Annotated in this window: 21 protein-coding genes; 11 read left to right on the forward strand and 10 right to left on the reverse strand. The window is 42.8% G+C overall.

Annotated elements, in window-relative coordinates; genetic code table 11:
- Positions 1–22 precede the first annotated feature (22 nt).
- The 3 genes from ACSX1H_RS14620 to ACSX1H_RS14630 are packed head-to-tail and all read right to left on the reverse strand — an operon-like array spanning position 23 to position 5,692.
- Positions 23–1,426: an efflux transporter outer membrane subunit gene (locus tag ACSX1H_RS14620; RefSeq protein ID WP_439184965.1), complete on the reverse strand. Its 1,404-nt coding sequence runs from the start codon at positions 1,424–1,426 to the stop codon at positions 23–25.
- Positions 1,416–4,547, reverse strand: coding sequence for an efflux RND transporter permease subunit (locus tag ACSX1H_RS14625; RefSeq protein ID WP_439184966.1), 3,132 nt, complete (start codon positions 4,545–4,547; stop codon positions 1,416–1,418). Before ACSX1H_RS14625 ends, ACSX1H_RS14620 begins: the two co-directional genes overlap by 11 nt.
- Positions 4,544–5,692: an efflux RND transporter periplasmic adaptor subunit gene (locus tag ACSX1H_RS14630; RefSeq protein WP_439184967.1), complete on the reverse strand. Its 1,149-nt coding sequence runs from the start codon at positions 5,690–5,692 to the stop codon at positions 4,544–4,546. The genes ACSX1H_RS14625 and ACSX1H_RS14630 overlap by 4 nt, the downstream gene beginning before the upstream one ends.
- A 347-nt stretch (positions 5,693–6,039) precedes the next feature.
- Between ACSX1H_RS14630 and ACSX1H_RS14635 the strand changes: the two genes are divergently transcribed.
- From ACSX1H_RS14635 to ACSX1H_RS14645, 3 genes are all read left to right on the forward strand, one after another.
- Positions 6,040–6,453 carry a threonyl-tRNA synthetase editing domain-containing protein gene (locus tag ACSX1H_RS14635; RefSeq protein ID WP_439184968.1) on the forward strand — a complete coding sequence of 138 codons (414 nt, stop codon included), beginning with the start codon at positions 6,040–6,042 and terminating at the stop codon, positions 6,451–6,453.
- Positions 6,454–6,656: 203 nt separating this feature from the next.
- A complete protein-coding gene (locus tag ACSX1H_RS14640) occupies positions 6,657–8,969 on the forward strand; it encodes a TonB-dependent receptor (protein ID WP_439184969.1) in 2,313 nt (770 codons plus the stop codon).
- A gap of 10 nt (positions 8,970–8,979) precedes the next feature.
- Positions 8,980–9,801, forward strand: coding sequence for a DUF4249 domain-containing protein (locus ACSX1H_RS14645; protein WP_439184970.1), 822 nt, complete (start codon positions 8,980–8,982; stop codon positions 9,799–9,801).
- Positions 9,802–9,848: 47 nt separating this feature from the next.
- Here the strand turns inward: ACSX1H_RS14645 and ACSX1H_RS14650 are convergent, their stop codons facing one another.
- From ACSX1H_RS14650 to ACSX1H_RS14660, 3 genes are all read right to left on the reverse strand, one after another.
- Complete coding sequence (locus tag ACSX1H_RS14650) at positions 9,849–12,125, reverse strand: M56 family metallopeptidase (protein ID WP_439184971.1); 2,277 nt, start codon at positions 12,123–12,125, stop codon at positions 9,849–9,851.
- Positions 12,125–12,496 (reverse strand): BlaI/MecI/CopY family transcriptional regulator, encoded by a 372-nt coding sequence (locus tag ACSX1H_RS14655; RefSeq protein ID WP_439184972.1) that lies wholly within the window; start codon positions 12,494–12,496, stop codon positions 12,125–12,127. The genes ACSX1H_RS14650 and ACSX1H_RS14655 overlap by 1 nt, the downstream gene beginning before the upstream one ends.
- A gap of 158 nt (positions 12,497–12,654) precedes the next feature.
- Positions 12,655–13,287, reverse strand: coding sequence for a class II aldolase/adducin family protein (locus ACSX1H_RS14660; RefSeq protein ID WP_439184973.1), 633 nt, complete (start codon positions 13,285–13,287; stop codon positions 12,655–12,657).
- Positions 13,288–13,426: 139 nt separating this feature from the next.
- On the opposite strand from ACSX1H_RS14660, the gene ACSX1H_RS14665 reads away from it, so the two are divergent.
- The 8 genes from ACSX1H_RS14665 (at position 13,427) to ACSX1H_RS14700 (ending at position 22,011) form a co-directional block, all read left to right on the forward strand.
- Complete coding sequence (locus ACSX1H_RS14665; RefSeq protein WP_439184974.1) at positions 13,427–14,422, forward strand: N-acetylmuramoyl-L-alanine amidase family protein; 996 nt, start codon at positions 13,427–13,429, stop codon at positions 14,420–14,422.
- Positions 14,423–14,489: 67 nt separating this feature from the next.
- On the forward strand, positions 14,490–15,386 hold the full coding sequence (locus tag ACSX1H_RS14670) for a nucleotidyltransferase family protein (RefSeq protein ID WP_439184975.1): 897 nt from the start codon (positions 14,490–14,492) through the stop codon (positions 15,384–15,386).
- Between the two features lie 87 nt (positions 15,387–15,473).
- The gene (locus ACSX1H_RS14675) at positions 15,474–15,923 is read left to right on the forward strand and encodes a hypothetical protein (RefSeq protein ID WP_439184976.1); all 450 of its coding nucleotides are present in this window, start codon (positions 15,474–15,476) and stop codon (positions 15,921–15,923) included.
- A gap of 81 nt (positions 15,924–16,004) precedes the next feature.
- A complete protein-coding gene (locus tag ACSX1H_RS14680) occupies positions 16,005–16,880 on the forward strand; it encodes an alpha/beta hydrolase (RefSeq protein WP_439184977.1) in 876 nt (291 codons plus the stop codon).
- Between the two features lie 234 nt (positions 16,881–17,114).
- Complete coding sequence (locus tag ACSX1H_RS14685; protein ID WP_439184978.1) at positions 17,115–18,659, forward strand: TldD/PmbA family protein; 1,545 nt, start codon at positions 17,115–17,117, stop codon at positions 18,657–18,659.
- A gap of 27 nt (positions 18,660–18,686) precedes the next feature.
- Positions 18,687–20,006, forward strand: a complete 1,320-nt coding sequence (locus ACSX1H_RS14690) for a TldD/PmbA family protein (protein WP_439184979.1) — start codon at positions 18,687–18,689, stop codon at positions 20,004–20,006.
- Positions 20,007–20,149: 143 nt separating this feature from the next.
- On the forward strand, positions 20,150–21,184 hold the full coding sequence (gene trhO / locus ACSX1H_RS14695) for an oxygen-dependent tRNA uridine(34) hydroxylase TrhO (protein ID WP_439184980.1): 1,035 nt from the start codon (positions 20,150–20,152) through the stop codon (positions 21,182–21,184).
- A gap of 65 nt (positions 21,185–21,249) precedes the next feature.
- Entirely contained in the window at positions 21,250–22,011 is a 762-nt protein-coding gene (locus ACSX1H_RS14700; RefSeq protein ID WP_439184981.1) for an exodeoxyribonuclease III, read from the forward strand.
- A 66-nt stretch (positions 22,012–22,077) separates the two neighbouring features.
- Here the strand turns inward: ACSX1H_RS14700 and ACSX1H_RS14705 are convergent, their stop codons facing one another.
- The 4 genes from ACSX1H_RS14705 to ACSX1H_RS14720 all read right to left on the reverse strand — a co-directional run bounded on the left by ACSX1H_RS14705 (position 22,078) and on the right by ACSX1H_RS14720 (position 26,602).
- On the reverse strand, positions 22,078–22,491 hold the full coding sequence (locus tag ACSX1H_RS14705; protein WP_439184982.1) for an acyl-CoA thioesterase: 414 nt from the start codon (positions 22,489–22,491) through the stop codon (positions 22,078–22,080).
- Positions 22,492–22,749: 258 nt separating this feature from the next.
- On the reverse strand, positions 22,750–23,919 hold the full coding sequence (locus ACSX1H_RS14710) for a M43 family zinc metalloprotease (protein WP_439184983.1): 1,170 nt from the start codon (positions 23,917–23,919) through the stop codon (positions 22,750–22,752).
- 147 nt (positions 23,920–24,066) lie between these two features.
- Complete coding sequence (locus ACSX1H_RS14715; RefSeq protein ID WP_439184984.1) at positions 24,067–25,020, reverse strand: hypothetical protein; 954 nt, start codon at positions 25,018–25,020, stop codon at positions 24,067–24,069.
- Entirely contained in the window at positions 25,010–26,602 is a 1,593-nt protein-coding gene (locus ACSX1H_RS14720; protein WP_439184985.1) for a RagB/SusD family nutrient uptake outer membrane protein, read from the reverse strand. The genes ACSX1H_RS14715 and ACSX1H_RS14720 overlap by 11 nt, the downstream gene beginning before the upstream one ends.
- Positions 26,603–26,605 lie beyond the last annotated feature (3 nt).

Genomic DNA, 26,605 nt, shown 5'->3' on the forward strand with positions numbered 1-26,605 from the left:
TTAAAACTATTCAAACAAATAATTACAAAGTCCATCCCCCACCTAAAGCTTTATACAGATATACCATGGAGAGCAGCTCATCTCGCTTGGCATTGTTACGCTTAATTTCTGCATCAAACAAACTTCGCTGAGCATCTAACAGATCTAAATAACTAATAACTCCATTCAGATACTGCAACTCAGCCAATCTCTGATACTTACGAGTAGCCGCTTCGAGATTCGATTGTGCATTGTAAACCTCTTTGGCCTTTCGAAACGTCATAATTGCCGTATTAGCTTCCTGAAACGCCTTCAAAACAGCTCGTTGATAGGTATACACCTCCTGCTCAAGCATTGCCTCGGTGGCTTTTTGTCGAGCTTTAAGTTTACCAGCCTGAAATATTGGTGCCAGTACATCACCAGCAACAAACCAATATGGCGACTTAAGAAAATCGCCTAGCTCATCATTTTCAAGGCCAAATCGTCCGGTAAGAGAAAGGCTTGGAAAACGATTAGATGTTGCTACTCCTACCATTGCGTTGGCAGCCACTACACTTTGTTCTGCAGCCTTAACATCCGGCCGACGCACCAGTAATTCTGAAGGCAAGCCTGCCGGCAGTGCATCAGGCACAAACTGTTCATCAAGCCCTTTGCCTTTTACCCACTCACTTTTATAAGCGCCCAACAGTAGTGCCAGGCTATTTTTGTGGATACGTATCTTTCTTTCTAGCACGGGCACTAAGGTCATTGTTTTAGCAAGTTCTACCTCTGCTTGCTGAACAGATGTTTCGGAAGTTAATCCACCATGAAAACGTAAATCAGCCAGGCGAACACCTTCCTGCCGAGCCTGTAAGGTTTGTTGGACAATTTCCAGCTCATCGTAGAGCGCAATCAATGTGAAATATGTTTGAGCAACTTCTGCAACAATAGACAATTGTAATGCCCGCTTCGCTTCTTTTGTGGCGAGGTATTCTGCAATAGCCGCTTCTCGGCCCCACCGAATATTACCCCACAAATCAATCTCCCAGGTTAACGATGTACTTAACTCCAATTCAGTTGTAGCACTCTGATTATCGCCTCCATAGTTTTCCATCTCACGTTCAGAATTAAAATCAGCTCCCAGATGAGGAAATAAATCAGCCGAAGCAATCCGCTTGGCCGCCATATATTGCTTTAATCTTGCACTGGCAATTAATACATCTTTATTATTTTCGAGTGCCTCATAGACCAAATCCTGTAACACAGTATCGGTATATAATTCCCACCACTGCAAATCATCAATAGTAGTAGAGTCAATACTCATCACCTCCAACTTATCCGGCAGATTCAGTTCGGGTTTCACATACTTCTTCCCCACCTTACATGAAGAAGCTAGTGCTATTAGCCCAATTAGCAACGTAATAACTACCTTCTGATGCATAGTGTAAAACAGTCTATTATTCTTCATTACCCCTTGCTTGATTAAATTTCTGAGCAAATAATTCTTTCACTTTATAAGTCACAACAAAAAAGAATGGCACTAACACGATACCAAACGTAATAGCTGCTAACATGCCAAAAAACACTCCTGTCCCGATGGAATGCCGCCCAGCAGAGCCTGGCCCGGTAGCAAGTACCATAGGCAACATGCCTAAAACAAATGCAAGTGAGGTCATCACAATCGGCCTGAATCTCAACTTTCCAGCTAACAGGGCAGCTTGCACCACATCCATACCTTTATCCACCTCAACCTTGGCAAACTCAACAATCAAAATGGCATTTTTTGCAGCCAAACCTATCAAAGTCACCAATCCGATCTGAAAATAGATATCATTTTCCAACCCAGTTACCCAAATACCTCCAAAAGCACCCAAAGCGGCAATTGGCAAGGATAACAGAACTGCTATCGGTACGAGCCAGCTTTCGTATTGCGCTGCCAGAAACAGAAAAACAAATAAAAACACCAGCGCCATGATAATCCCGGTTTGTCCACCAGCTTGTTTCTCTTGGTATGATAAACCACTCCAGTCTATGCCAATGTTATCAGGTAATTTCTCACGTACGATTGTCTCAATTACCTCCATGGCCTGCCCCGAGCTGTATCCACTTGCCGGTGTACCTCTTACTACAGCCGATGAAAACATGTTAAAACGCTTAATATTACCAGGCCCTGTTGTATAGGAAGTATTGCCTATGGCTGTAAGCGGCACCATGGCGCCATTATCTCCTTTAACAAAGAATAAACCAAGCGTATTTTTATTAGCTCGATATGGAGCTTCCGCTTGAATATACACTTTGTAGATACGGTTAAACATATTGAAATCATTCACATAAACCGATCCCAAGAATGCTTTCATAGTGGAAAAGACATCGGAAAGCGGTATGCCCAATAGTTTTACCCTATCGCGATTAACATCAAAATAAAGCTGCGGGATATCGGCCTGTAAAGCCGATGAGATATTATTAAGCTCTTTGCGTTGTTCAGCATAATACAATAGGGTATCCGTGGCATCAACCAAGTTTTCCCAAGTGGCATCCGCTTTAGCTTGCAGCTGCAACTCAAATCCTCCGGAAGTGCCCAAACCTGGGATTACGGGCGGTTTATTAAAGAAGAAACGAGCCTCTGGAATATCATGAAGATCTTTTTGGGCCTTATCGATGACACTCTGTAAACTTAAATCATCATCCTCTCGCTCATCCCAAGACTTAAGAGTGACTATCAGTTCGGCTCGTGATTGGTTAGTCCCCACACGTGGACTTGTTCCTGAAATACTCTGAACAAATTCTACAGCCTCCTGTTTTTGAAAATAGTCTGATACTATACCAGTTATCACGCGCGTCCGTTCAAGCGTGGCTCCTTCATTCAATTCTATCTCCACCGTAAAGAACCCTTGATCCTCTTCGGGGATGAAGGATGTTGGTATCATTTTAGCCAACACAAAAATAAATACAAGGGCCATTGCGAAACCAACTAGCATCCGCTTAGAATTGCCAATGGCTTTACTGAGAATTTGCTGATATTTACTGTTTGTTGAATCAAGCCAACGGTTTATTGTTCTGAAAACAATATTCTTTTTGGCACCTCCAGGTTTTAAAGTGATGGCACACATGGCCGGACTCAAAGTTAAGGCCACCACAGTTGAAATTAGCACTGAAACAACAATGGTTACCGAAAACTGACGATATAATTCCCCGGTAATACCGCTTAAAAAGCTTACTGGAATAAATACTGCCGCCAACACCATCGATGTCGCAATAAGCGCTCCAGAAAGATCTTTCATGGCTTTATGAGTCGCTTCTCGTGCACCAATCTTTTCTTCTTCCATGATGCGCTCAACATTTTCCACTACAACAATCGCATCATCCACAACAATCCCTATAGCCAAAATAAGTCCCAGTAGTGTAAGCATGTTAAGCGAAAAACCCATAGCCATCATAAACCCAAAAGTACCAATTAGAGAAATTGGGACAGCAACTACGGGAATGACTGTTGCCCGCCAATTCTGAAGTGATAGAAACACAACAATGACTACAAGCAGCAACGCCTGAAACAAGGTGACATATACTTCTTTAATCGACTGGGTAATATAATCCGTCATATCAAATGGAATGAGGTAGTCTAAACCTTCTGGAAAGTTTCGGCTGATTTCATCCATGGTTGCACGCACGTTCTCAGCTACTTCAACTGCATTAGCACCTGGCAGCAGGTAAATTGCCAACATAGCAGCATTCCCGCCATTAATTGCGCTCTCCTGTGAATAAGATGAAGACTCCAGCGACACTCTGGCCACATCACGCATCCTGATCATCGTCCCATCACTGTTGGCTTTAACTACAATCTGTTCAAATTCTGCAGCTGTCTCTAACCGACCTTTCGTAGAAATAGGCATACTTACATCGATGCCATCCATGGGCTGCAACCCCAGCTCACCCGCTGCCGATTCGCGGTTTTGATCCTTCAAGGCATTCTGTAAATCTTTTACAGTTAACCCAAAGCTAGCCAACCTGTCGGGCATTACCCAAATACGCATACCATAATAGCGGCTTCCGCGGTTAGATACACGCCCTACACCAGGTATTCGCCGTAATACATCCAGCACATTAATAGTTGCAAAATTACTGAGGTAAATCTCGTCAAACTTTGGTTCGTCCGACACCAAGCAGAGCGTCATCAACTGGCTGGAGGATTGTTTTTCAACCTTTAAGCCATTTTGAACCACCTCGGCTGGCAACCTCGACTCTGCGAGCTTAACCCGATTTTGAATCTCCACAGCGGCCAGGTCTGGGTCAACACCAACATCAAATGTTACATTAATGGAAACACTGCCCGAATTAGAACTACTGGACTCCATATAAATCATCCCCGGCGTTCCGTTAAGCTCTTGCTCAATAGGCGTAGATACAGCCTGAGATACTGTAATTGCACTTGCCCCCGGATATGAGCCACTGATTTTAACAACGGGTGGTGTAATCTTTGGGTATTGATCGATTGGCAGAAACATTAAGCCAATAAGACCCAACAAAACAATAAAAATTGAAATAACGGAAGAAAAGACTGGTCGTTCAATAAAAAATCCTGATTTCATCATGCCTTAATCTTATCCGCATTAGTACTATCAACCGCTGAAGGTGCAACCGGATTAACTTTAACCCCAGGATTGACCTTATGCTGACCTTCAATAATTATATTCTCATTATCGCCCAGACCACGCTCTATGACAACGCTATTTTCAATCTCAGGCCCCGTTTCAACAAAGCGCTTCTCAGCCACACTATCGCGCCTCATTACATACACAAAACTACCTCCCTTTTCAATAATGAGTGATTTGCGAGGCACCACAACTGCACCTTCAAGAACATCCAGTAGAAAATTGACCTTAGTGAACTGCCCAGGCAAAAGCACTTGCTTAGGATTAGCCAGGACAGCCCGCACGCCAAAAGTACCTGTTTTAGGATCCACTTGAGGATCAGCAAAATCAACTATTCCTTCCAAAGGATAGTCACTATTGTCGGCCAAAGTAACACTTACCGTTGGCTGCCACGAGCGGGTGCTATCTGTTTGTCCTATGTTAACATTTCGTTCACGGCTGCGAAGATAATCGAGTGCGGTCATTTTGAAATCAACCCAAACCGTATCGCTCTGAACGACCGTCGCCAGAAGGGAGTTGTTACCCGGCCCAACCAATGTCCCTATATCAACGTATCGTTCGCTAATAATGCCATGTAACGGTGCTCGAACAGTAGTAAAATCGTATTGTAACTTATATTGTGCCAAATCGGCTTTGCTCATTGCCACATTGGCTTCGGCACTTTCGTAGGCAGCTATTGCATTATCCAAATCAAGACGGCTGGCAGCATTTTGTTCGTATAGGGGCTTGAGTCTTTCCAAATCACGCTTTGCCTTATTAAATGAAGCGATATCACGCTTTAGCTGAGCTTCAGCCTTATCCATACGTGCCTTGTACTGAGCTGGATCAATTAAGAACAAAACCTCTCCCTGCTCCACTCGCTTTCCTTCCTCAAACATCATCTGATTCAGATAACCTTCTACTCTTGCACGTACTTCCACATAACGATAAGCCCTTATATGGCCAACATATTCGCCAAAGAGTTTAACATTATCTTTTTCAACAGGTGCAATAACCACAGTCGGGTAATCGGGCGCCTTTTCGCGTTTACAGGCCAGCATGAAAAATGTGACCAATGGCAAGAGGAGTAATTTCCTATAGCTCATAATTTATCGTTAATAGTTAAAGTTGTTTTAAAATTATATATTTTAAGTGGTTAATAAGGTGTGTTACACTAGCATTTTTCAATAACAATTATTATCATTCGTTTTTTATTAACAATAATGTATGTGATTTTATTGAGATAAAATACTACTTGACAAACCATGTTTGCTCTAACAAAGCCTTTAATTTATCACATAAAAGAAGCGGTGTAGCTTTGTCATTAGCGATTACCTGACAGGATGGACAGTTAATGATTGAGGCTTAATAAAACTTAACGTAATGATAATACATCAAAATGGGACAACACTGAACTTTTTCCTATTTTTGAGCTCATAACTACTAACAAATCATGAAAGTACTAATTTTTTACACCAAAGAATTTGGGTACCATCCCGCAGAAAAGAATCTGGAAGATGCTCCCGATCCCGGAGGGCCAAAATCATTCAGCAATTGTTTACTGGCCTGCATACAAATAGAGCAAGATGATGAAGAAAAAGGCCTTAGAAGCCGTGAAAAGAAACTGGTTAATCACCTGAAATGGGCAGCACGAAAAAACAACACCAATAAAGTGGTTCTTCACTCTTTTGCCCATCTATCCGACTCAAAAGCATCGGTTGATTTTACAAAACAGCTATTTGATGAAGCCCAAACCCGTTTGGAGAACGCTGACTATGATGTGGCACAAACTCCTTTTGGCTATTTTCTGGATTTAAAAATTGATGCCCCGGGATTCTCTCTGGCCAGAATATGGGCTGAGCTTTAAATACAGCACCAACTACATCATCGGCTCAACAGGTTCATCCCTGTTTTTTTATTAATGAACCGGCCATTCAATCCATTATGAATCAAAAATGGTGATATTTGGCACAAGTGAAATGTTGTACACCGTTTCAAGCAATACTTTACACCTTGCCTTTAGAAAGCAAGTTTAAATAAACACAATACAATTTAACCTAAATCTTATCAATGAATCTTTTAAAACGTATAGGCCCAATAACAGCTGTTTATTGGCTATGTGTTCTGCTAGCCACAGCACAAAATAATTACACCATCAGCGGCACTGTAACCGACTCTCAAACAGGAGAAGCTCTTATTGGAGTCACCATTTATACAGCTGATAAACAAACCGGCACCATGACTAATACCTATGGCTTTTATTCGCTGACCTTACCAAGCGGACAACATACCATTAAATACAGCTTTGTTGGCTACTCAACCCAAGACAGGTCGCTCAACCTGGAGGCCAACCAAACCATCAAAATAGAATTACAAACCAACGAAACTGCTTTAAGCGAAGTGGTGGTAAAAGCTGAAAAAAAAGACAAGAACATTACCTCAACACAAATGGCCGGCGAAAAGCTGGACATGAAAACGATCGATAAGCTCCCCGTCCTTTTTGGCGAAAGAGATGTGCTTAAAACCATTCAACTGTTACCGGGTATCAGCACTGTGTCTGAAGGTGGGAACGGCTTTAGTGTGAGGGGCGGCTCCATCGATCAAAACCTTATCCTGCTGGACGAAGCACCTGTGTATAGCGCTTCGCACCTCATGGGTTTCTTCTCCGTTTTTAATGCCGATGCGATAAAAGGCATGACCGTTTATAAAAGCGGAATCCCAGCAAATTACGGAGGTCGCGCCGCCTCTGTTTTGGATATTACCATGAAGGATGGGAATATGAAACAAGTCCAAGGGTCGGGAGGCATTGGGCTGCTGGCTTCGCGCCTCACCCTTGAAGGGCCAGTTATTAAAGACCGAATGTCCTTCATCCTCTCCGGCCGACGCAGCTATGCCGATCTGATGGCCAAAGCCGCCGGACAAATTGAGAGTGGCACCAAAATGTATTTTTACGACCTCAATGCCAAGTTAAACTACAAAATTAATGATAACAACCGCCTGTTTGCCTCCGGCTATTTTGGCAGAGACGATTTTGGCTTTGATGACATGGGCATTAATTGGGGCAATACAACAGCGACCATACGCTGGAACCACCTTTTTAGCTCAAAATTATTTGCCAACACGACAGCCCTGTACAGCAAGTACAAATATGGCTTTAAGTTTGGTGATAACGGAGATATGCAATCAGGCATAGAAGATATTAGTATCAAACAGGATTTCACCTGGTATTACAATCCGAACAATACGCTTAAATACGGGTTTAACGCTACCTACCACACTTTTTATCCAGGCAAGTTTTCTTTTGAAGACCAAACGATATCCGACATTAAAGTGGCCGAAAAGCAGGCGCTTGAATCATCAATCTACTTAAGTAACGAGCATAAAATAGGCCAAAACATCATTCTCGATTACGGACTCAGAGCCTCAATGTTTAACCAGTTGGGCAAAGGTGAAAACATTACCTACGATGATGACAACAACATTGTGGATAAAGAAGTTTTTGGGAAAGGAAAGCTGATGAAGAGCTATTATGGTTTGGAGCCAAGGCTGGGCATGACCTATCGTCTCAACCCTCAAAGCTCGCTGAAAGCGTCGTATAACCGGATGCTTCAATACCTACATTTAATGTCGAACAGTACCTCTGGCCAGCCTAATGATTTCTGGACACCAAGTACCTTCAACATAGCACCCACCAGCGTCAATCAATATTCATTGGGCCTGTTCCGAAATTTCAGGGATAACACCTTTGAGTTTTCAATTGAATCCTACTACAAATCCATGTCTAACATCAGCGATTTTAAAGATGGTACCCAGATTATGCTGAACGAAGACATCGAATCCTATGTCCTTCAGGGAGAGGGACGCAGCTATGGACTGGAACTATACATTAAAAAGAAGTATGGTCAGTTTACAGGTTGGATAAGCTATACGGCCTCTAAAACAGAGAATAAAATTGAGGGCATTAATCAGGGCCAATGGTATAACTCATCGTACGATAAAACACACGATGTATCCGTCGTTTCCAGCTATCAGCTCTCTAGCCGCCTGTCACTTTCGGCCAACTGGATTTTCTATACCGGTAATGCGGTTACATTTCCCAGCGGCAAATATGAATTTGATGGCAACCAAGTGCCCTATTACACCGAACGCAATGGCTACCGAATGCCCGACTACCACCGTTTGGACATCAATCTTCACCTCGAAGGGAAAGGAAAACGCCGCATACGCTCCAGCTGGGATTTTTCGCTTTACAATGTGTACAATCGCATGAATGCCTATATGATTAATTTCCGGGAGAATGAAAACAACCCCAAGGTCACCGAGGCCGTGAAGGTCAGCCTATTTGGCATCGTACCTTCAGTAACCTGGAATTTTAAATTTTAATACTAAGACTATGAAACGCGATATTATCAAACCCATACTCGGTCAAATTTACGTGCTCATAATTTCAAGCACCCTGTTGTATTCCTGTGAGGAAGTTATTGAAATTGACCTGAACGATTCGTCTCCACAACTGGCCATTGATGCATCTATCCTCCAAAATCAGCCTGCCACTGTTACAATCAGCTATACCAGCAGCTACTTTTCGGATGAAAAACCGGTGTACGAAACCAATGCCATTGTAACTATCAGCGACCAACTTGGCAATATCGAAACCCTTCAGCAGTTGGATAATGGGGTATATGCTGGACAGCGCCTAACGGGCAGAGTGGGCGTTGAATATGAACTATCGGTGAGTGTTGGTGACGATACCTATATTGGTCGGAGCAAACTGATGACACCTACGGAAATTATTCGTCTGGACTATTCCAAATTCGATCGCTTTGGCAGTTCACACGGGTCGGATGAATACACTCTGGACATTGTGCTAAAAAACAACCCGCAGGAAGACAACTATTTTTTAATCAAATACTACCTGAACGATAAGGATAAGGAAGAAACATACAGCGTGTGGTCGCACGAGTTCTTTTCAAAAGATGACACCATTCAGTTTTCTCCCATGCACTTTTTGTTTACTAAAGATGATGTTGTGACCGTCCGCGCCTACTCGATTGACGAAGGTACCTATGATTACTACTCCCAACTCGATGAGATAATTGATTACCAGGGAGCCACAACTCCTTTTAATCCTTCATCCAATATGGGAACTGAAGTATTAGGTTACTTCCGAGCCTGGTCATACGATGAAAAAAGCATTCAGGTAGAAGAAGAATAAAAAAAAGCTGCCAGGTTCAATACGCCTGGCAGTTTCTAACTTCACGTTTATTTTTTGGATTGGATGATGATGACCCCATTCTTGCCTTTATCGCCAAATTTTTGGGTCGCTGCGTCGCCCTTTAAAACATTGATAGATTCAATTTTGGATGCATCCAAAGCCTTTATTTCACCTTCGTAAACTTCCCCATCATAAAGTACATATGGTCGGTGTTCTGCGTCGCCCTCAAAACTCACTGCATCGGCTTTATTCGATGAAATTTCTATCGTTTCGGCAACCAGAGTGGCGTTACCATGGGTTACTTCGCCCTTTTTAGTGTTGATAATAACCACACCGTTTTTTCCATCCTCACCGTATTGTTCAATGGCTTCCTGCCCTTTAAGTACCGAAACAAACTCTATATCTTGTTCATCAACCTCACTCCTTTCCTGCTTTTTGCCATCGACAACAAACAATGGAGTTTCGCCATTATCAGCTGTCACCTTCACGTTCATTGCGCTAATCTGTACCTTATCTGATGATTTAAAGAGCTGCACAGCATCTGCGTTGCCTTTAGTTGTGATTTCAATCACTCCCCCTTTAGCCTTTTCACCATACTTTTTGGCAGCAGCATCACCTTTCAATACATTCATATTTAAAATATCATCCGGAGAAATATCATTTATTTCACCAGAGTATTCTTGTCCATCCACCATCACTAGCGAAGGTTTTTCAGGAGCAAAGGCCCTTCCATTTTTGAGTTTATCCAACAAAAAAGCTTCGGTGTGAATGATAAAAGCACCATTTTCGGGTGTTGTCGAAAGAAACTTAAGCGGGTTGCCTGCTGGCGAATGTCCAATGGCTTTTACTTCACTGATATTCAATGTTGTTAATTCACTCACGGTCACTTCTTTGCCATCCAGCACTAAAGCTGGCTGGTTATTTTTTGGTCCCTTTAGATGTATGCGGCCATCCGCTACCACTAACGAAAACTCTTCACCCTTGGAGTTCACCACCTTTGTTGTGCGCCCCTCCCATCCATTAGCCAGACTTCTTCCCATTTCACTGGCTGATTTTTGCAGTTTAAACTCAAAATCCATCTGCAGAGTTTTACCAACAAGTGCTTTATCTTCTATCACAGGCAGTTTTTCCACAACCCTAACCACTTCTTTTTCCAAAGCATTTTTCGCAGCTTCCAAGGCACTACTGCCTTGTTTTTCTTGACCGGCCTCACCGGCATAGGCCATCACTACCACCTTATCCAACTGAACGGCATCCGGGTCACTCCCAATCCTTACATTAATAACTTTACCTTTTTTATCAACATCGAAATTCGCAGTTACGGTCGCTTCAATACCTTCATCTCGCGCTTCCAAAGGATACTTAATGCTCTTTGCTATGGCATTTCGCAAATCCTGTGTATCACCAATTTCAGTTGAATTAAATGCATTCACTGCGGTTTTATCAGGGTTCGTAAATGCCAGTAAAGCCATGCCCAACAGCGGAACCAAAAGCAGGTTCTTGATCCATCCAACTATCAGGCTGGTATTTTTCTTATTCATCATGACAATTCGTTTTTTAGTTAAACTTTGATTAAAGTTATTTACCAATTGTAATCGTCGGTCGCTCTTTAACAGATTGAGCAGCGAATATTGATAGGCCTGTGGTTCATTTGTTTGCTGCACCATTGCGTTGTCAACACAATATTCATGGTTTTGGGCTATGAGTTTACGCAGCCACCAAACAAACGGATTCCACCATTGCACAATCAACAGCCACTCCGCCAGCGATATATCAATTGAGTGCAATTGCGCACAATGTGTGCGCTCATGCTCCAAAATCATTTGCCCATACTTATTTCTCTCCAAATGGGCGGGCATAAAAATGGTTTTGAAAAATGAAAAAGGATTAACAGTCTCATCGTCCATCAACACAAGCTGATAGCCTTTATAGGAAGCTATTCGGGCCTTTCGTTTTAAACGATTGATGCTATAATAGCCCCATACCAAACGCAGCAACAACACTAAACTTACCACAACGTAAAGACCAAGTAACCAATGCATCCAACTAAGTGATGGAACATCAGGGATTGCTACTCCTTCAGTAGCCGGCACGTCCAGCGTAAGTACAATTGGCTCAGCCACAGCATCGGGACGAAACAACAGTGCCTTCAGCCAAACAGGCATGGCCAGTAATGGCAACAACCACGGTACAAAGAGGGTTATTAACAGCCATACTCTATTGCGCACAAAAAAGCTATCGCGTGCCATAAACAGCAGATAAATCACTACCGAAATCGCAATGATACCACCAGACTTAAGTTGCAGTTCGAGAAAAGTGTCCATTACTCCTGTTTTTTCTTTTCAATTAAATCAATTAACTCTTTTAAATCCTCCACATTCAATTTATCCTCGTTCACAAAAAAAGATACCACATTTTTATAAGAGGATTCGAAATAATCAGACACTACATTTTTAATGAACATTTTACGGTACATTTCCTTGCTAACCGCCGGATAGTATTCGTGTGAATTCCCATAAGAATTATGGGCCACATACCCTTTTTCTTCCAGGCCGCGAATAATGGTGCTAAAAGTATTATAATGCGGCTTGGGCTCGGGGTGCTGCTTAAGCAAATCCTTTACAAAGCCTTTACCTGCCTCCCACAATATCTTCATCACATCCTCTTCGCGTTTCGTTAATCGTTTAGAAATCATAATTCTGCCTTCAAAAAATTTGTACCATGATTGTATTGACAAAACAAATATAACTATTCATTTCGTTTTATCAACTATCTTTTTCGTTATTAAACGAAATTTTTAGTTAGCCAGGAGGAGATCCTGCTAAAAACAATAGAATTCTGGATACTAATGGATTAAAATAAAGCCTTTAGCTCATTCAGTTGAGCCTGGTTTAACTCCGACTTATCACCCAGCAGCGATGTCAGCACTGTCATTTTAGCCGCATTCTCTAACACTTCAACCCGATCAAAGGCCTGCAACAGGGTGTCTCCTAAAGCTAATATGCCATGATTAGCCATTAAAACAACATTAGCTTGCGCACAGGCGGCTGCAACATTAGCGGCCAGCAAGTCCGAACCTGGTGCCGCATAACCAGCAGTACAAGGCTCTCCAATAATAGCATAAGCTTCAGCCAATAAATGTGTATTGATCCGATGGCTGGTGGTCGCAAATAAACTACCCATGGGGGCGTGAGCGTGCACCACTGCCTGAACATCGGGCCGACTTTTATAAACGGCCAGGTGCATGCCTGTTTCCATGCTCACTTTAAGCTGAGCATCAACCACCTGTCCATCCATCGACACAATGGCAATCCCTTTACTCCTGATTTGTCCCTTATCGGTTGCTGATGCCGTAATGGCAATGTGATTAGCATCCAAACGCAAACTAATGTTCCCTCCTAAAGAGGTGGTTAATCCTTTTTTATAAAGGCGCCTCATCCATTTAGCTACTTCTTTCTTGCTCTTTAAATACGACTCTTTGTGCATGATCTTTTTTATTTTTGAACAGCTGCCAATTACCAAAGATGTAAAAATTCATTAGTTTAATCGGATAATTATCAAATAAAACAGACATGTTCTTCTTTTATTTATGGCTAAAATATGAAAACGATTATTTTTGTTGCCCATGAGTCGAGCAAAAATAAAAAGCTATTCAGCACTAGGTATTTTATTATTATTCAGTTTTCTTGCTTTTACTCAGGAGCAAGACCAGCTGAAAGAGGCTAAGCCAATGGCTGGCGAAGGCATGTATGCTTTTTTGATACGGCACAAGCTGTCCCCCGCCGAGCATCAACAACAATTTATAGAACTCAATCAGGGAAAGTTTGGCGATAACAACAGTCTGCTGGCCCATCACACCTATTGGCTGCCTTTAACCACCACTGAACTTTACGAACCCCTTTTCGGTGAGGAACGTGAGCGTTTTCCGCTGGAATCAGCAGAGCTGAAAGGGGCTGCCTTCTACCTGGTAGCCGGGCACGGAGGTCCCGACCCTGGAGCGATTGGCAATTATGGCAGTAATGAACTTCACGAAGATGAATATGCCTATGACATAACCCTTCGTTTAGCCAAAAAACTAATGGAAAATGGGGCTAAAATACACTTGGTGGTACAAGATAATGATGATGGAATTCGGGATGAGCAGATTTTGCAATACGACAACCATGAGACCTGTGGCGAAGAGGTCATTCCTCTGGATCAGGTGGAGCGCCTGAGGCAGCGCACCAAAGAAGTAAATACCCTGTTTAAAAAAGACACTGAAAGCTATCGGCGTTGCATTATTATTCACCTCGACAGCCGCAGTAAACGCCGACAAATTGATGTATTTTTCTATCATCATAAAAACAGTAAGAGTGGCACAAAACTGGCATACGAGCTGCGCGACACCTTTGATGAAAAATACAAACAGCACCAGCCATCCAGAGGATTTTCAGGAACAGTTAGCACCCGTAACCTCTACCTGTTACGCCACACAACACCGGCTGCCGTTTTTATTGAATTAGGTAATATTCAAAACTACCGCGACCAACAGCGCTTTATACTCGCCGATAACCGGCAAGCCTTGGCCAATTGGTTATACGAGGGAATAAAGAAAGATTTTGAAAGGAATAATAAGAAATAATACTTATTTTTGTCTTTCGTTAAATTTTATTCATTAAAAATTACTAACACACGCAAATAGGATACACATGAAACCAACACTTTTAATTTTAGCAGCAGGCATGGGAAGTCGCTATGGCGGCCTTAAACAAATGGATGAATTGGGTCCGCACGGCGAATCAATTATCGATTACTCAGTATACGATGCAATACAGTCGGGATTTGAAAAAGTAGTTTTTGTCATTCGCGAATCGTTTGCTGAGGCCTTCAAAGAGCGCTTTGAGCCTCGCCTGGCTGGTAAAATTAAAACCGAGTATGTTTTTCAGGAACTCACCGACTTGCCAGAAGGTTTTAGCTTACCTGAAGGAAGAGAAAAGCCTTGGGGTACAGGCCATGCCATCCTCATGGCAAAAGATGTAATTAATGAGCCATTTGCTATTGTGAATGCCGATGATTTTTACGGACGTGAGGCATACAAGCAAGTTTTCGATTTTGTGGCACAAAGTACCGATGCCAATGAGTATGCCATGGTGGGCTATGCGCTGAATAACACCCTTTCGGAGCATGGTACAGTATCACGCGGTGTATGTGAGGCCGATGAAAAAGGCAACCTGATCAACATCACTGAGCGCACCAAAATTGGCTATGAGGGCGAAAAAATATTTTTCTACGAAGAGGCCAGCAAAACAGAACTAACTGGTCAAGAGGCTGTATCAATGAATTTCTGGGCTTTTAAACCGGAGTATTTTCAGCATTTGGAAGCTGCTTTTGTGGAGTTCCTGAAAGAAAAAGGAACAGAAATGAAGTCGGAGTTTTACTTTAATGCAGTAGTTGACGCACTTATCAAAAAGGGTGAAGTTAGCACAAAGGTGATACGCACCGATTCTAAATGGTTTGGTGTTACCTATAAAGAGGATAAACCAATGGTACAGGAAAAACTGAACCAGCTAATTGCCGACGGCAAATATCCTGAAAAGCTGTGGTAAAAAACAATACACATTAAATATTATTAGGCGCTTCCTCTAACAGGTAAGCGCCTTTTTTATATTTTAGAAGCTCCAAACCACATAGTCATGAAATATACATCGATTCTCATCCTCCTAACATTATTGGCTTGTAGCAAAGACGATACGCTTTCATTGGATGCACTCCCTTCTTATACAATTATAGATCCAAATGAAGAGTCGTTTGATTTCAATGGTCAATTGATACAACCATTTATCGACACCGTTTTTTATCAATTTCAGGAAAATGGCATTTTAGTTAAAACCCTGCATGATTATTCTGAAACTGATGGTACGATGCAACTGGAACAAGCCTATACTGTTGAAAGAGAATACCTCATCGATAAAAATCGAATCTTCATAGTTCCGCCAACAGAAATCAAGCTGACTCCTTCATTTGGGAAAGACCATTACCAGTGGGAAGTGTTAAAACTCAATTCTGACACCATGATTGTTGACTTCTACCAGAATCATGTCCACACCGGCCATTATGGTTTTTCTTTGCGCCCTAAGGAGTAACAGCTTTTGGTTAAAATATTGCCTAAAAACAGCGCACTCAATAAAATTTTAGAAAATTATCAGCACACAAAATTATCAACTATGAAAACGTTAATTGCATTTATTTGCTTGTCCGTCGGTCTGTTAGCGACAGCTCAAACACCGCAGGGCAAAGTTATCGAAGGCCAGTCCATTCCCAGTCAAATAACCGGCTACGATGTAAACTACTCGGTATATCTGCCACCTTGTTACGATTCTTCCGAGCGCGCCTATCCGGTATTGTACCTGCTGCACGGTTACAGCGATAACGAAACTGCCTGGGTCCAGTTTGGCGAAGTGAATCGCACTGCCGACAAAGCCATAGAAGAAGGCCTTATCCCACCCATGATCATCATTATGCCTGATGCTAAGGTTACTTGGTATGTCAACAATTTCGATGGCAGCGATCGCTACGAAGACATGTTCTTTGAAGAATTTATTCCGCAGGTAGAAAAGCAGTACCGCATCCGCTCCAAGAAAGAGTTTAGAGCCATAAGTGGTTTATCCATGGGAGGCAACGGCTCATTGATGTATGCCATCAGGCATCCCGAAATGTTTGGCGCCTGCGCCGCGTTTAGTGCTGCGGTTTATACCAACGAGGAAATGGAATACCACCTCTCAAAAGGCAACAAATCGTGGTTTGAGCCCATTTATGGTTCACTCACTAAAACTGGCAAATTGCCGCAACATTGGATGAACTATAACATCCTCAACACCCTAAAAAATAACCCGACAGACCACATTAAGCGCGTTAATTTTTACATCGATTGTGGCGATGACGACTTTCTTTACAAAGGCAATGCCGCTTTGCATGTGTTAATGCGCGATTTAGATATTAAACATGAATTTCGTATTCGCGAAGGCGCTCACAACTGGACCTATTGGCGAAACAACATCATTTATGGGCTTCAATTTATTGGCAAAACCTTCCATCGCTAAGCAAATTCTCAATTGTTTTTTTGCCCGAAAATATTGCTTATCAGCTTGTTTTTCACCCCAATAAAAAATACCTTTAAAAACATTAAGCTAAATGGTCCCATTTATTAGCTTATTTTAATTTCTGCTGCAAATGTATACCCGCATTTGCAGCAGAAGTTTATAACCTTATTATCTACAAACCCCTGAGTAAAGTAACCCTTGCTTTTCTGTTGCTTTGCCCAAAAATCTTTGAAAATGAAAGCAATTATTAATCGAAGAGATTTCTTGAAAGCCGGAGCGGTAACAGCGGTTGGTGCGGCTGTTCTTCCCCACGTTCTTTCCGGTTGCACAACCGGACCGGCCAAAATTGGAGGTAACATGACTATTCACGACTATTTGGAGCACTTTGGTGTTACAGAACAAATGATTCAACAAATTATTGCAGAAGGCCTTTCAAAAGGCGGCGATTATTGCGATTTATTCTTTCAACACAGCATTGCTAACTACATTGGTTTGGAAGACAATGCTGTTAACCGTGCCTACTCCGACGTTAGTTTTGGTGTAGGTATTCGCGTTTTAAAGGGCGATCAAACCGGCTACTCCTTTAGCGAAGAAGTAAGCCTGCAAGCCATGAAATCAGCAGCTCGCACAGCAGCCAATATTGCGACCAGCAGTGCCACCGTCGAACCGCTTGCATTCGAGTCCCCAAAGCTACCCAGCTATTACATGATAAAAACTCCCTGGGAAGAAGTATCCATCAATGAGAAAATACCTTACCTGCAACAAGTCAACGAAAAGGTATTTGCCATGGATAACCGGGTGATTAAATCCAATGTGTGGTTTAACGATGAAACTTCCTACGTATTGTTTGCCAACTCCGAAGGGCGCATGACCTGCGACTACCAGCCAATGGCCCAACTGTCTGTAAGTGTAACGGCCGAGCAAAACGGAAAGAAGGAGCAAAATTACTTCGATTACTCAGGGCGCCGGGGCATTGAATTCTTTACCCCTGAAGCAATAAACACACTAGCCACCGAAGCTGTGCAGCGCACTGTTTCGCTGTTTGATGCGGTGAAGCCTAAAGCTGGCGAACTACCGGTGGTATTAGCAGCTGGCAGCTCCGGAATATTATTACACGAAGCCATCGGGCATGGTATGGAGGCCGACTTCAACCGCAAGGAAACCTCTATTTTTAGCGATAAAATTGGTAAGAAGGTAGCCAACGACTTTGTAACCATCGTTGATGATGGAACCAATCCTAACGTGCGTGGCACCATTAATGTGGATGATGAAGGCAATAACACAGAGAAAACCTATCTGGTGGCCGGTGGAACAATGGAATCATACCTGCACGACCGCATCAGCGCCAAACACTATGGTGTGAAACCTACCGGTAATGGCCGTCGCGAATCGTTCCGACACATGCCAATGCCACGTATGCGCAATACCTACATGGAAAACGGTCCGCATAAAAAAGAAGAAATTATAGAAAGTGTAAAATACGGCGTGTATGCCGAAACCTTCTCCAATGGTCAGGTGATGATTGGCGCTGGTGATTTCACCTTCTACGTTAAATCGGGTTACCTCATTGAGGATGGCAAGCTCACCCGCCCAATCAAAGACATCAACATCATAGGTAACGGACCAAAAGTACTGGCCGATATCGAGATGGTGGCAGATGACTTGAAAATGGCTGAAGGCGGCTGGACCTGCGGTAAAAACGGGCAGGGCGTGCCTGTATCGCAAGGTTTACCTACTGTAAAAGTATCTAAAATCACCGTTGGTGGCGTCAATGCTTAATCTATCTAACCCGAAAAACGAACAACAATGAACAATAAAGAACGAAAAGAACTGGCCATGTGGGCCGTTGAATTCGCCAAACAAAAAGGTGCCAGCGAAGTCGCTGCATCTATCAGCAACTCGCGTTCGGTTGAAATTGAAGTACGCGAACAGAAAATTGAGAAAATCAAGGAGTCGACCACAAATGGTCTGTCCCTGAATATCTACCGCGATCATAAATACTCCGGTCACTCAACCAATAATCTGAATAAAAAAGATTTAGAGAAGTTTATCACGGAGGCCGTTGAAGCAACAAAGTATCTGACTGCGGATGAGTTCCGTGAGTTACCCGATCCGTCCCTTTATCCCACAAATTTAAATCACGACCTGAAAATTGAGGATAAAAGCTACAGCAATGTAGCCCCTGAGCAACGGGTTCAGATAGCCAAAGAAATTGAACAGGTAGCCCGCGCTCAAAGCGATAAAATTATTTCGGCCACCGGAGGTTTTAGCGACGATTACTCCGAAAGCGTATTGGTACATAGTAATGGGCTGGTAGCCGAGCGTGCCTCTACATCCTTTTGGGCAGGTGGAGAAGTCACCGTAAAGGATGGTAATGCCCGGCCAGAAGGCTATCACTGGGGAGGCAGCCGCTATTTTAATAGTATGCCCACGGCCGTGGAATTAGGAAGCAAAGCAGCGGAGAATGCCATCCGTAAAATGGGACAGACCAAAATTGCATCAGGCAAATATGACATGCTGATTGAAAACCGAACAGCAGGCCGTTTGTTGTACATGTTTGTCCGCCCCATGTCGGCACGTGCACTGCAGCAAAAAAGCTCCTACCTCGATGGCATGCAGGGCAAAGAAATAGCTGCGCCCGTATTAACCGTTATTGACGATCCGTTAATGGAAGGTGGTTTTGCCTCCAGACTGTACGATGGACAGGGCATTGCGGCCAGGCAGCGCACCATGATTGAAAAAGGCGTGCTGAAAGAGTACTATGTGGATAACTACTATGGTAAAAAGCTCGGTTTAACGCCAAATGGCGGCTCAACATCCAACATCCGCTTCGATTTGGGTTCACGCGGCTTTGATGCCATCGTTAAAGACATTAACAAGGGTATTTTTGTTACTTCTTTTAATGGAGGTAACTCCAACCCAACCACCGGCGATTTTTCTTTTGGTGTTTCGGGTTTTCTTGTTGAAGGTGGTCAAATAGTTAAGCCAGTCAATGAAATGAACATTTCAGGCAATGCGAAAGAATTCTGGAAACAACTGACCGAATTAGGGAACGACCCTTACCAGTACTCAAGCATTCTAAGTCCGACCCTGGTATTTAAGGATATCGATTTTAGTGGACTATAAAAAATCGGTTCTGCAAAAGAGTCCATCCCCGTAACTGATTAATGAAAGAGGCTGTCTAGAGAGGCAGCTTCTTCTTTTTTGTACAAATAGTTATTTCCAGACTTAAAGGTATTTTTATATTTTTGTGCTCTAATTTAGAAATTATGGATCCGAATAGCAGTAAAAAACACCTGATAAACCGCCTGAGCCCGCAAGAACTAAAGGAACGATTAGCCAATGAAACGTTTAAACGCACTACCGTTTCTTTTTACCGATACGTAATTATCGATAATCCGGCAGAAATGCGCGACCAGCTGTTTGAAATGTGGAGCCAGCTGCAGTGCTATGGCCGCATTTATATTGCACACGAAGGAATTAATGCACAAATGAGTGTGCCAGACCATTTTTGGCAAACATTTAAAGAGCAACTCTACACCATCCCACAATTTAAAGATGTCCCCTTTAAAATAGCCGTTGAGGATAACGGCCAATCCTTTTTAAAATTACAAATAAAAGTACGTGAACAGATTGTAGCCGATGGCCTTAAACCCGATGAGTACGATGTAACCAATGTAGGACAACACCTGACAGCCAAAGAATGGAACACTGCCATTGACGAGGGCGCTATTGTGGTAGATATGCGCAACCACTACGAGAGTGAAATAGGTCGATTTGAAGGCGCCCTGCTTCCTGAGGCTGAAACATTTAAGGAGGAATTACCGGAAGTGGTTGAAAAATTAAAAGAAAATAAAGACCAAAAAATACTTCTGTATTGCACAGGCGGGGTGCGCTGTGAGAAAACAAGCGCCTACCTTAAACACCATGGCTTTTCCGATGTCAATCAACTACTTGGCGGCATTATCGATTACAGCCGACAGGTGGAAACTGAAAAAATTGAAAACAAATTTATAGGCAAAAATTTTGTGTTCGACAATCGCCTGGGTGAGCGCATTAGCGATGATATCATCAGTCGCTGCCATCAGTGTGGCGCTCCCTGCGACACACACACCAACTGTGCTAACAAACGCTGCAACCTGCTGTTTATCCAATGCGAAAGCTGTCAATCAAAATACAGCGGATGTTGCGGCAACGATTGCCAAACCTACTACCTGGCGCCAGAAAATGAAAAAGCAGAGCTGGAACAACGATTGGTTTTCAAGAGAGGGAAACGCTTTCATCGCCCGGAACAGTCGGCCTGAATAATATCATTTTGTAGCCTTGGGCAGATTCACTATTTTGCAGATCAACCAAAAGAAAAGACTTTATGAAGATTGTATCATGGAACGTCAATGGTATCAGGGCGGTTCTGAAAAAAGACTTCGTGGAATCGTTCGCTTCCATGGAGGCCGATATACTGTGCCTGCAAGAAACCAAAGCGCAGGATAATCAGGTAAGCGAAGCCCTGGCCGAGTTTAAGGACTATCATATTTATTCCAATTCGGCCCTTAAAAAAGGCTACTCGGGTACCGCAATCATCAGCAAACAAGAGCCTCTGAGCATTACAAAAGATATGGGCATTGAGGAACACGACCAGGAAGGGCGTGTACTGTGTGCAGAGTATGAAGATTTTTATCTGGTTACCGTTTATGTGCCCAACTCGGGTAGCGAGCTGAAACGACTGGATTATCGACAAAGCTGGGATCAGGATTTCTTTAACTACCTGAAAAACCTGGAAGCCACTAAACCTGTTTTAGTATGTGGTGACTTTAATGTGGCGCACACCGAAATAGATTTGGCCCGCCCTAAACCTAACTATAATAAATCGGCTGGCTACATGCAGGAAGAAATTGATGGCATGGATCGCTATACACAAGGTGGCTTTAAGGACACATTCCGCCATTTTTACCCCGACGTAACCGATAAGTATTCATGGTGGAGTTACCGGGCCGGCGCACGTGGCAAGAATGTAGGCTGGAGAATCGACTATTTTCTGGCAAGCGAGAGTTTTCTGCCTAAACTAAAGGATGCCTTTATTCTCAACGAGATTATGGGTTCTGACCATTGCCCGGTTGGAGTTGAATTGTAAGTTGAGTCAAAATAAATTAGTGGATGCTACATCATATCGTCGAACAAAGGAGCATCCACTAAGATATTATTTATCTGTCCCCGCTTTAGCAAGCGCCTCTGCCAACTCATTACACACCGCCAGCTTGCCATCGATAAGTGTTGTGGTGGTTACAACCCCTTTTAAACACAACTTTTCGTCGGGCAGGCGATAGATATCCTGATAAAACATGTACTTAATACCTTTGTGCTCCACCCTCGTTCGCACTACAAAACGATCATTACTTTGTAGAGGTGTTTTATATGCTAGGTCGATACGCGCAACTACTGCGACAATATTTCTATCAAAGAGTTCTTTAAAATTCACCCCTAATGAGTCGAGAAATTCGTGCCGGGTGTGCTCCAGGTAATTCTGATAGACCGAATTATTTACAATTCCCTGTAAATCGCACTCATAATCACGCACTTTAAATTCCAGCTCGTAATCATATTTATTAGCCATAATTGCTGTTTTAGCTGCGAATGTAAAAATAAAAAAGGTGGCCCGAAAGCCACCTTCCATTAATCATCTCAGAATATTCTAAACCTTTAGTCAAAGATTAATTGAGATAGTATCATCGCACGTTTGCGATGCTTAACTACCTCCAAACAGATGATTTGGGATTATTAGTTGTTGCTTTTATTGTAAGACGTGTATTGAGAGAAGAGCTTGCAACAAGCAAAACTCCTCTCTCTATAAATCCAAATCACACACGCATACCTATTGAATAATTACTTTTTTGGTTACGAACCGTGCTTTATCAATACTGATTCTAAGAAAATACACCCCTGGCACATTCCAGTAGATGGGGGCATTAGCCGAGTGCGAAACACGTACTCCTCTTATATCAAAAAGTTCGGCACAATAATTCTGAGAACCGGATACATGGATCTGCCCCTTTGATGGATTGGGAAATACTTTTATTGAATTTTCAAGGGCCTCCTGCATGCCAACATACACCTCATCGTAAATGCCTGTGAATTTGAGGTTATCATCAGCCCATAAATTGCTACGGTAACGGTGATGCAGCCAATATCGCATTACCTCTGCCTGGCCACTCGTAAACATAGAGGCACAGCCCGAGTAGTCCATGAAATTTTCTGTATTTACAAGTCCGTCATTGCATAAATTCCCTTGTTTACATTCCCAGGTGTGGCACCGTGTTTCCGGCGTATCATTCACACCATCATCGCCGCACTGAGTGTAAGAAGGCCCAAAAGTATGGCTTAAGCCCAGGTAATGTCCTATTTCATGCGTCAACACATCATCACTGGACGAGTCTGTACCTCCACCCAAATATTTGTAGTTATAAACCGGACCAGCTATTCGCCCTCCCTTATCCGTATCGGGCAAATAACACCAACCCGTGCCATGCTCATCGCCATTTACATTGTAGGTGACCCACACCTGCAAATACCTTTGTTGGCCATTGTAATCGCTGCCTGTATTCCAATTAATCGCTCTTTTGAGGGTTTGATTACTGCCCGGATTATCGCCTTTTACATTTTGACGATGGTAAGTTACTCCTTCAATCGTGTTTCCATAAGGATCTTTTTTAGCCAGATGAAAAACAATTCTGCAATCGGCAATACGCGCTTTAAAGATGGATTGAACCAGCTCGATATCGCGATGCTGACCACTGAAATTTATATTTAACAGTTCAACAACCCGCCTGGCCTTCTCAATGGATAACCGTTCTTGAGGGTCAGATGGATCGAAAACATGAAAAACGATAGGAACATGGTAAACCTGCTCGCTATAGGCAGCCTTAAGCAAAGCGGGCTCAATAACACACACCTCATTAGTGCTACAAATAACCTGAGGTGCAATTTGTTGCGCCTGACTCACACTTAAGCTAAACAACATGTATATCAATAGCCATTTCTTCATGTATCCATTTTTTTCAATATAAGCATATGCCATAATAAGCTATTCATCAACATTATTTCTAATTATTGAAGCAAGCAACTGTCTGATAACCTATAAGAATTGTTCATAAAAATGGCAAGAAGCCGTCGGCTCCTTGCCTGTTAATACTTACTCGGTTTGGCCGGCAAGAATAGTTAGTCCTTGCGTTTCATAAGCCATATCGATCAGTGTAACGGAAGAGCCATCGGCGTTAACTGCCACCTGAATCCAACCGTTAACTTCCACGTCGTCAACAACCATACGAATGGCCAGATAAGCCGTTTGTCCAAACCACTCATCCTTAAATTTCGGCTGTAAATCCCATAATGCCCGGCTATCTGCCATTCCCCGCTTATCAAACCAGCTAATGGCAGTTTGGTTAATAACATCTCCCTCTTTCAATACCAGAGCTTTATAGCCTTCACCATCGGCTACAGCTCCAATGGGGTGGCCAATGCTGTGCAAAATAATATCACTACCATCCAAATCCCATAGACCACACCAGCCCCAAGACCATAAGTTCAAATCAATCCAGCTGCGCTCACCACGCTTCATGGTTACATCGTCCCATTCATACCAATCGCCATTTTCCCATCCCCAGAAGGTAGGCTGATAAGCAATGTTTGGAGTAGGCACATTGCGATACACCTTGATGGCTATCTGATTGATTTCTCCAAGAGGACATTCTTCAGACACCAAATTCAGCTTAATGTAACGTTCCTGATCATCGAAGGGTATGAGGGAACAATCCAAAGGCATCTCAACGGTATGCGACTGCAAGCCCTTACGAAAGGGTACCTCTGTAGGATAGCTATACGCCTCAGTAGGCACATCACTTGAGCCATCGAGGCTAAGATTTACTTTTGTAGCTTCTGATACATTCCAGTCAGCTGCAATCGTAAAACGAATGGTCTTTAGTTCGGTACTTTCTCCAATAATCATTGCATCCACAGTACCAACTTCAAAACCTATTGTCGAATCGGTTAAAGCAATAAGTTCAGGAGTATCCTCGTCATCACTGCAACCAACAAATATCAAAACAGCAAATAATATCGATAGATAGTGCTTTAGTCTATTTTCCATAACCGGGATTTTGTTTTATGTTATCATTAATTTTGATTTCAGCATCGGGAATTGGCAACTGCATATGGTAGTCATCAAACGCCACTTCCTGAACTGTTGACAAGGTCGATGAAGGACGCGAAAAATCGTTGCCCCAACGTAATAAATCGCGCATACGCAAGCCTTCACCCAAAAGCTCAAGGCGCTTCTCGAGCTGTATTTCTTCAAGGGAAACAGTGGCCCTGAGTGCAGGAGTTTCAAAATACCTGTTATTAACTAATTCAAATGCCTCCAGCGCATCATCGTGTCGGTTGAGGCGTTTACAAGCCTCTGCTTTTAAGAGTGCAATTTCCGATGCTCGCATGATATTGAAATCACCCAGTCCATTGGTATAAGTCACATTACCAATACCATTGGTAAGCAACGCATCCAAATCATCTACAAAGTAATCGGATGGTGCAAACTTGCCAAAAGTGCGGTGTCCGTGCAGGGTAACAAACTGACCTTTGATAATATCCAATGCCGATGCCTGAATATGGTTATAACCGGCCTCTGTATACTTATCAAAGTTGGCGACCCAGCTGTTGTAATCATAAAAGTACTTGAGACGCTTGTCACCGGCTTCAAACAAGTCGGCCACTTCACTATACACTCTTACAGTTTTAGATGCCGTATTATTAGAATCCCACTGGGCACAGTGCGTTCCCGTAACACTGTATTCGTCGCTGATAGCTCGGGCCACAAGAATTGACTCAGAAAGCACCCGTGATACACCATTTTGGAGCTCAGCAAAGTTTCCGGCTGGTTGCACCATGTCCAACACCTTATCAGCATAATCAACAGCTTTTTCAAGTGCTGCAGCTGATGTTATGGTAAGGCCCTCGCCCAGCTGGTAGGTATGGGATGAGCCAATTGGTCCGGCCAAATTCATATACATGCGTGCCAGCAGGCCATTAACCAGCGCTAAATTAGCTCTTTCGGGGTTCATGGCTGTACTGATATTCTCAGCAGCAAATATTAAATCTTGATATATCAATTGGTAATTTTCAATGATCAAAGCCCTTGCAGCATCTACATCCCCATAATTGGTAGTAACTATAAGAGGAACACCAAGGTTATTACCTTCGTTGAGATGCACCGGTTTACTAAAGGCATTCAATAAATCCAGATAGGCCATAGCCCGCATTGTTCTGGCCTGTGCGATATAATCATCACGCACATCCTGGTCGGAAATACCTATTAACTCATTGTTAATAATCAGGTTGGCTGCATCAACAATTTGATAGGCCATGGGCCAGATACTGTAAGCTACATTGTTATCGGCCAGCCCCTGATTATAATTAAAAATATTAGTAAAGGTATAAGCACCATCCTGGGTGAAGTTTATATTATCGGCACGTGCCTCATTAAAATACGGAACGTAATACTGAGCATATGAATACATAGCTGTGGCATATATTCCATTTAAAGCCAACTCACAGCCTTCGCGACTGTTAAGTAACACAACGCTTGTAGTACTATCGGTTGGGTTTCGTTCTAAAAAACTATCCGAACAGCTCATTAATCCGCCCAACAACACCACTAATAAAATTATATTTTTCACTGT

Origin of the sequence: Carboxylicivirga taeanensis, assembly GCF_051851475.1 — a bacterium.
Taxonomy (GTDB): Bacteria; Bacteroidota; Bacteroidia; order Bacteroidales; family Marinilabiliaceae; genus Carboxylicivirga; species Carboxylicivirga taeanensis.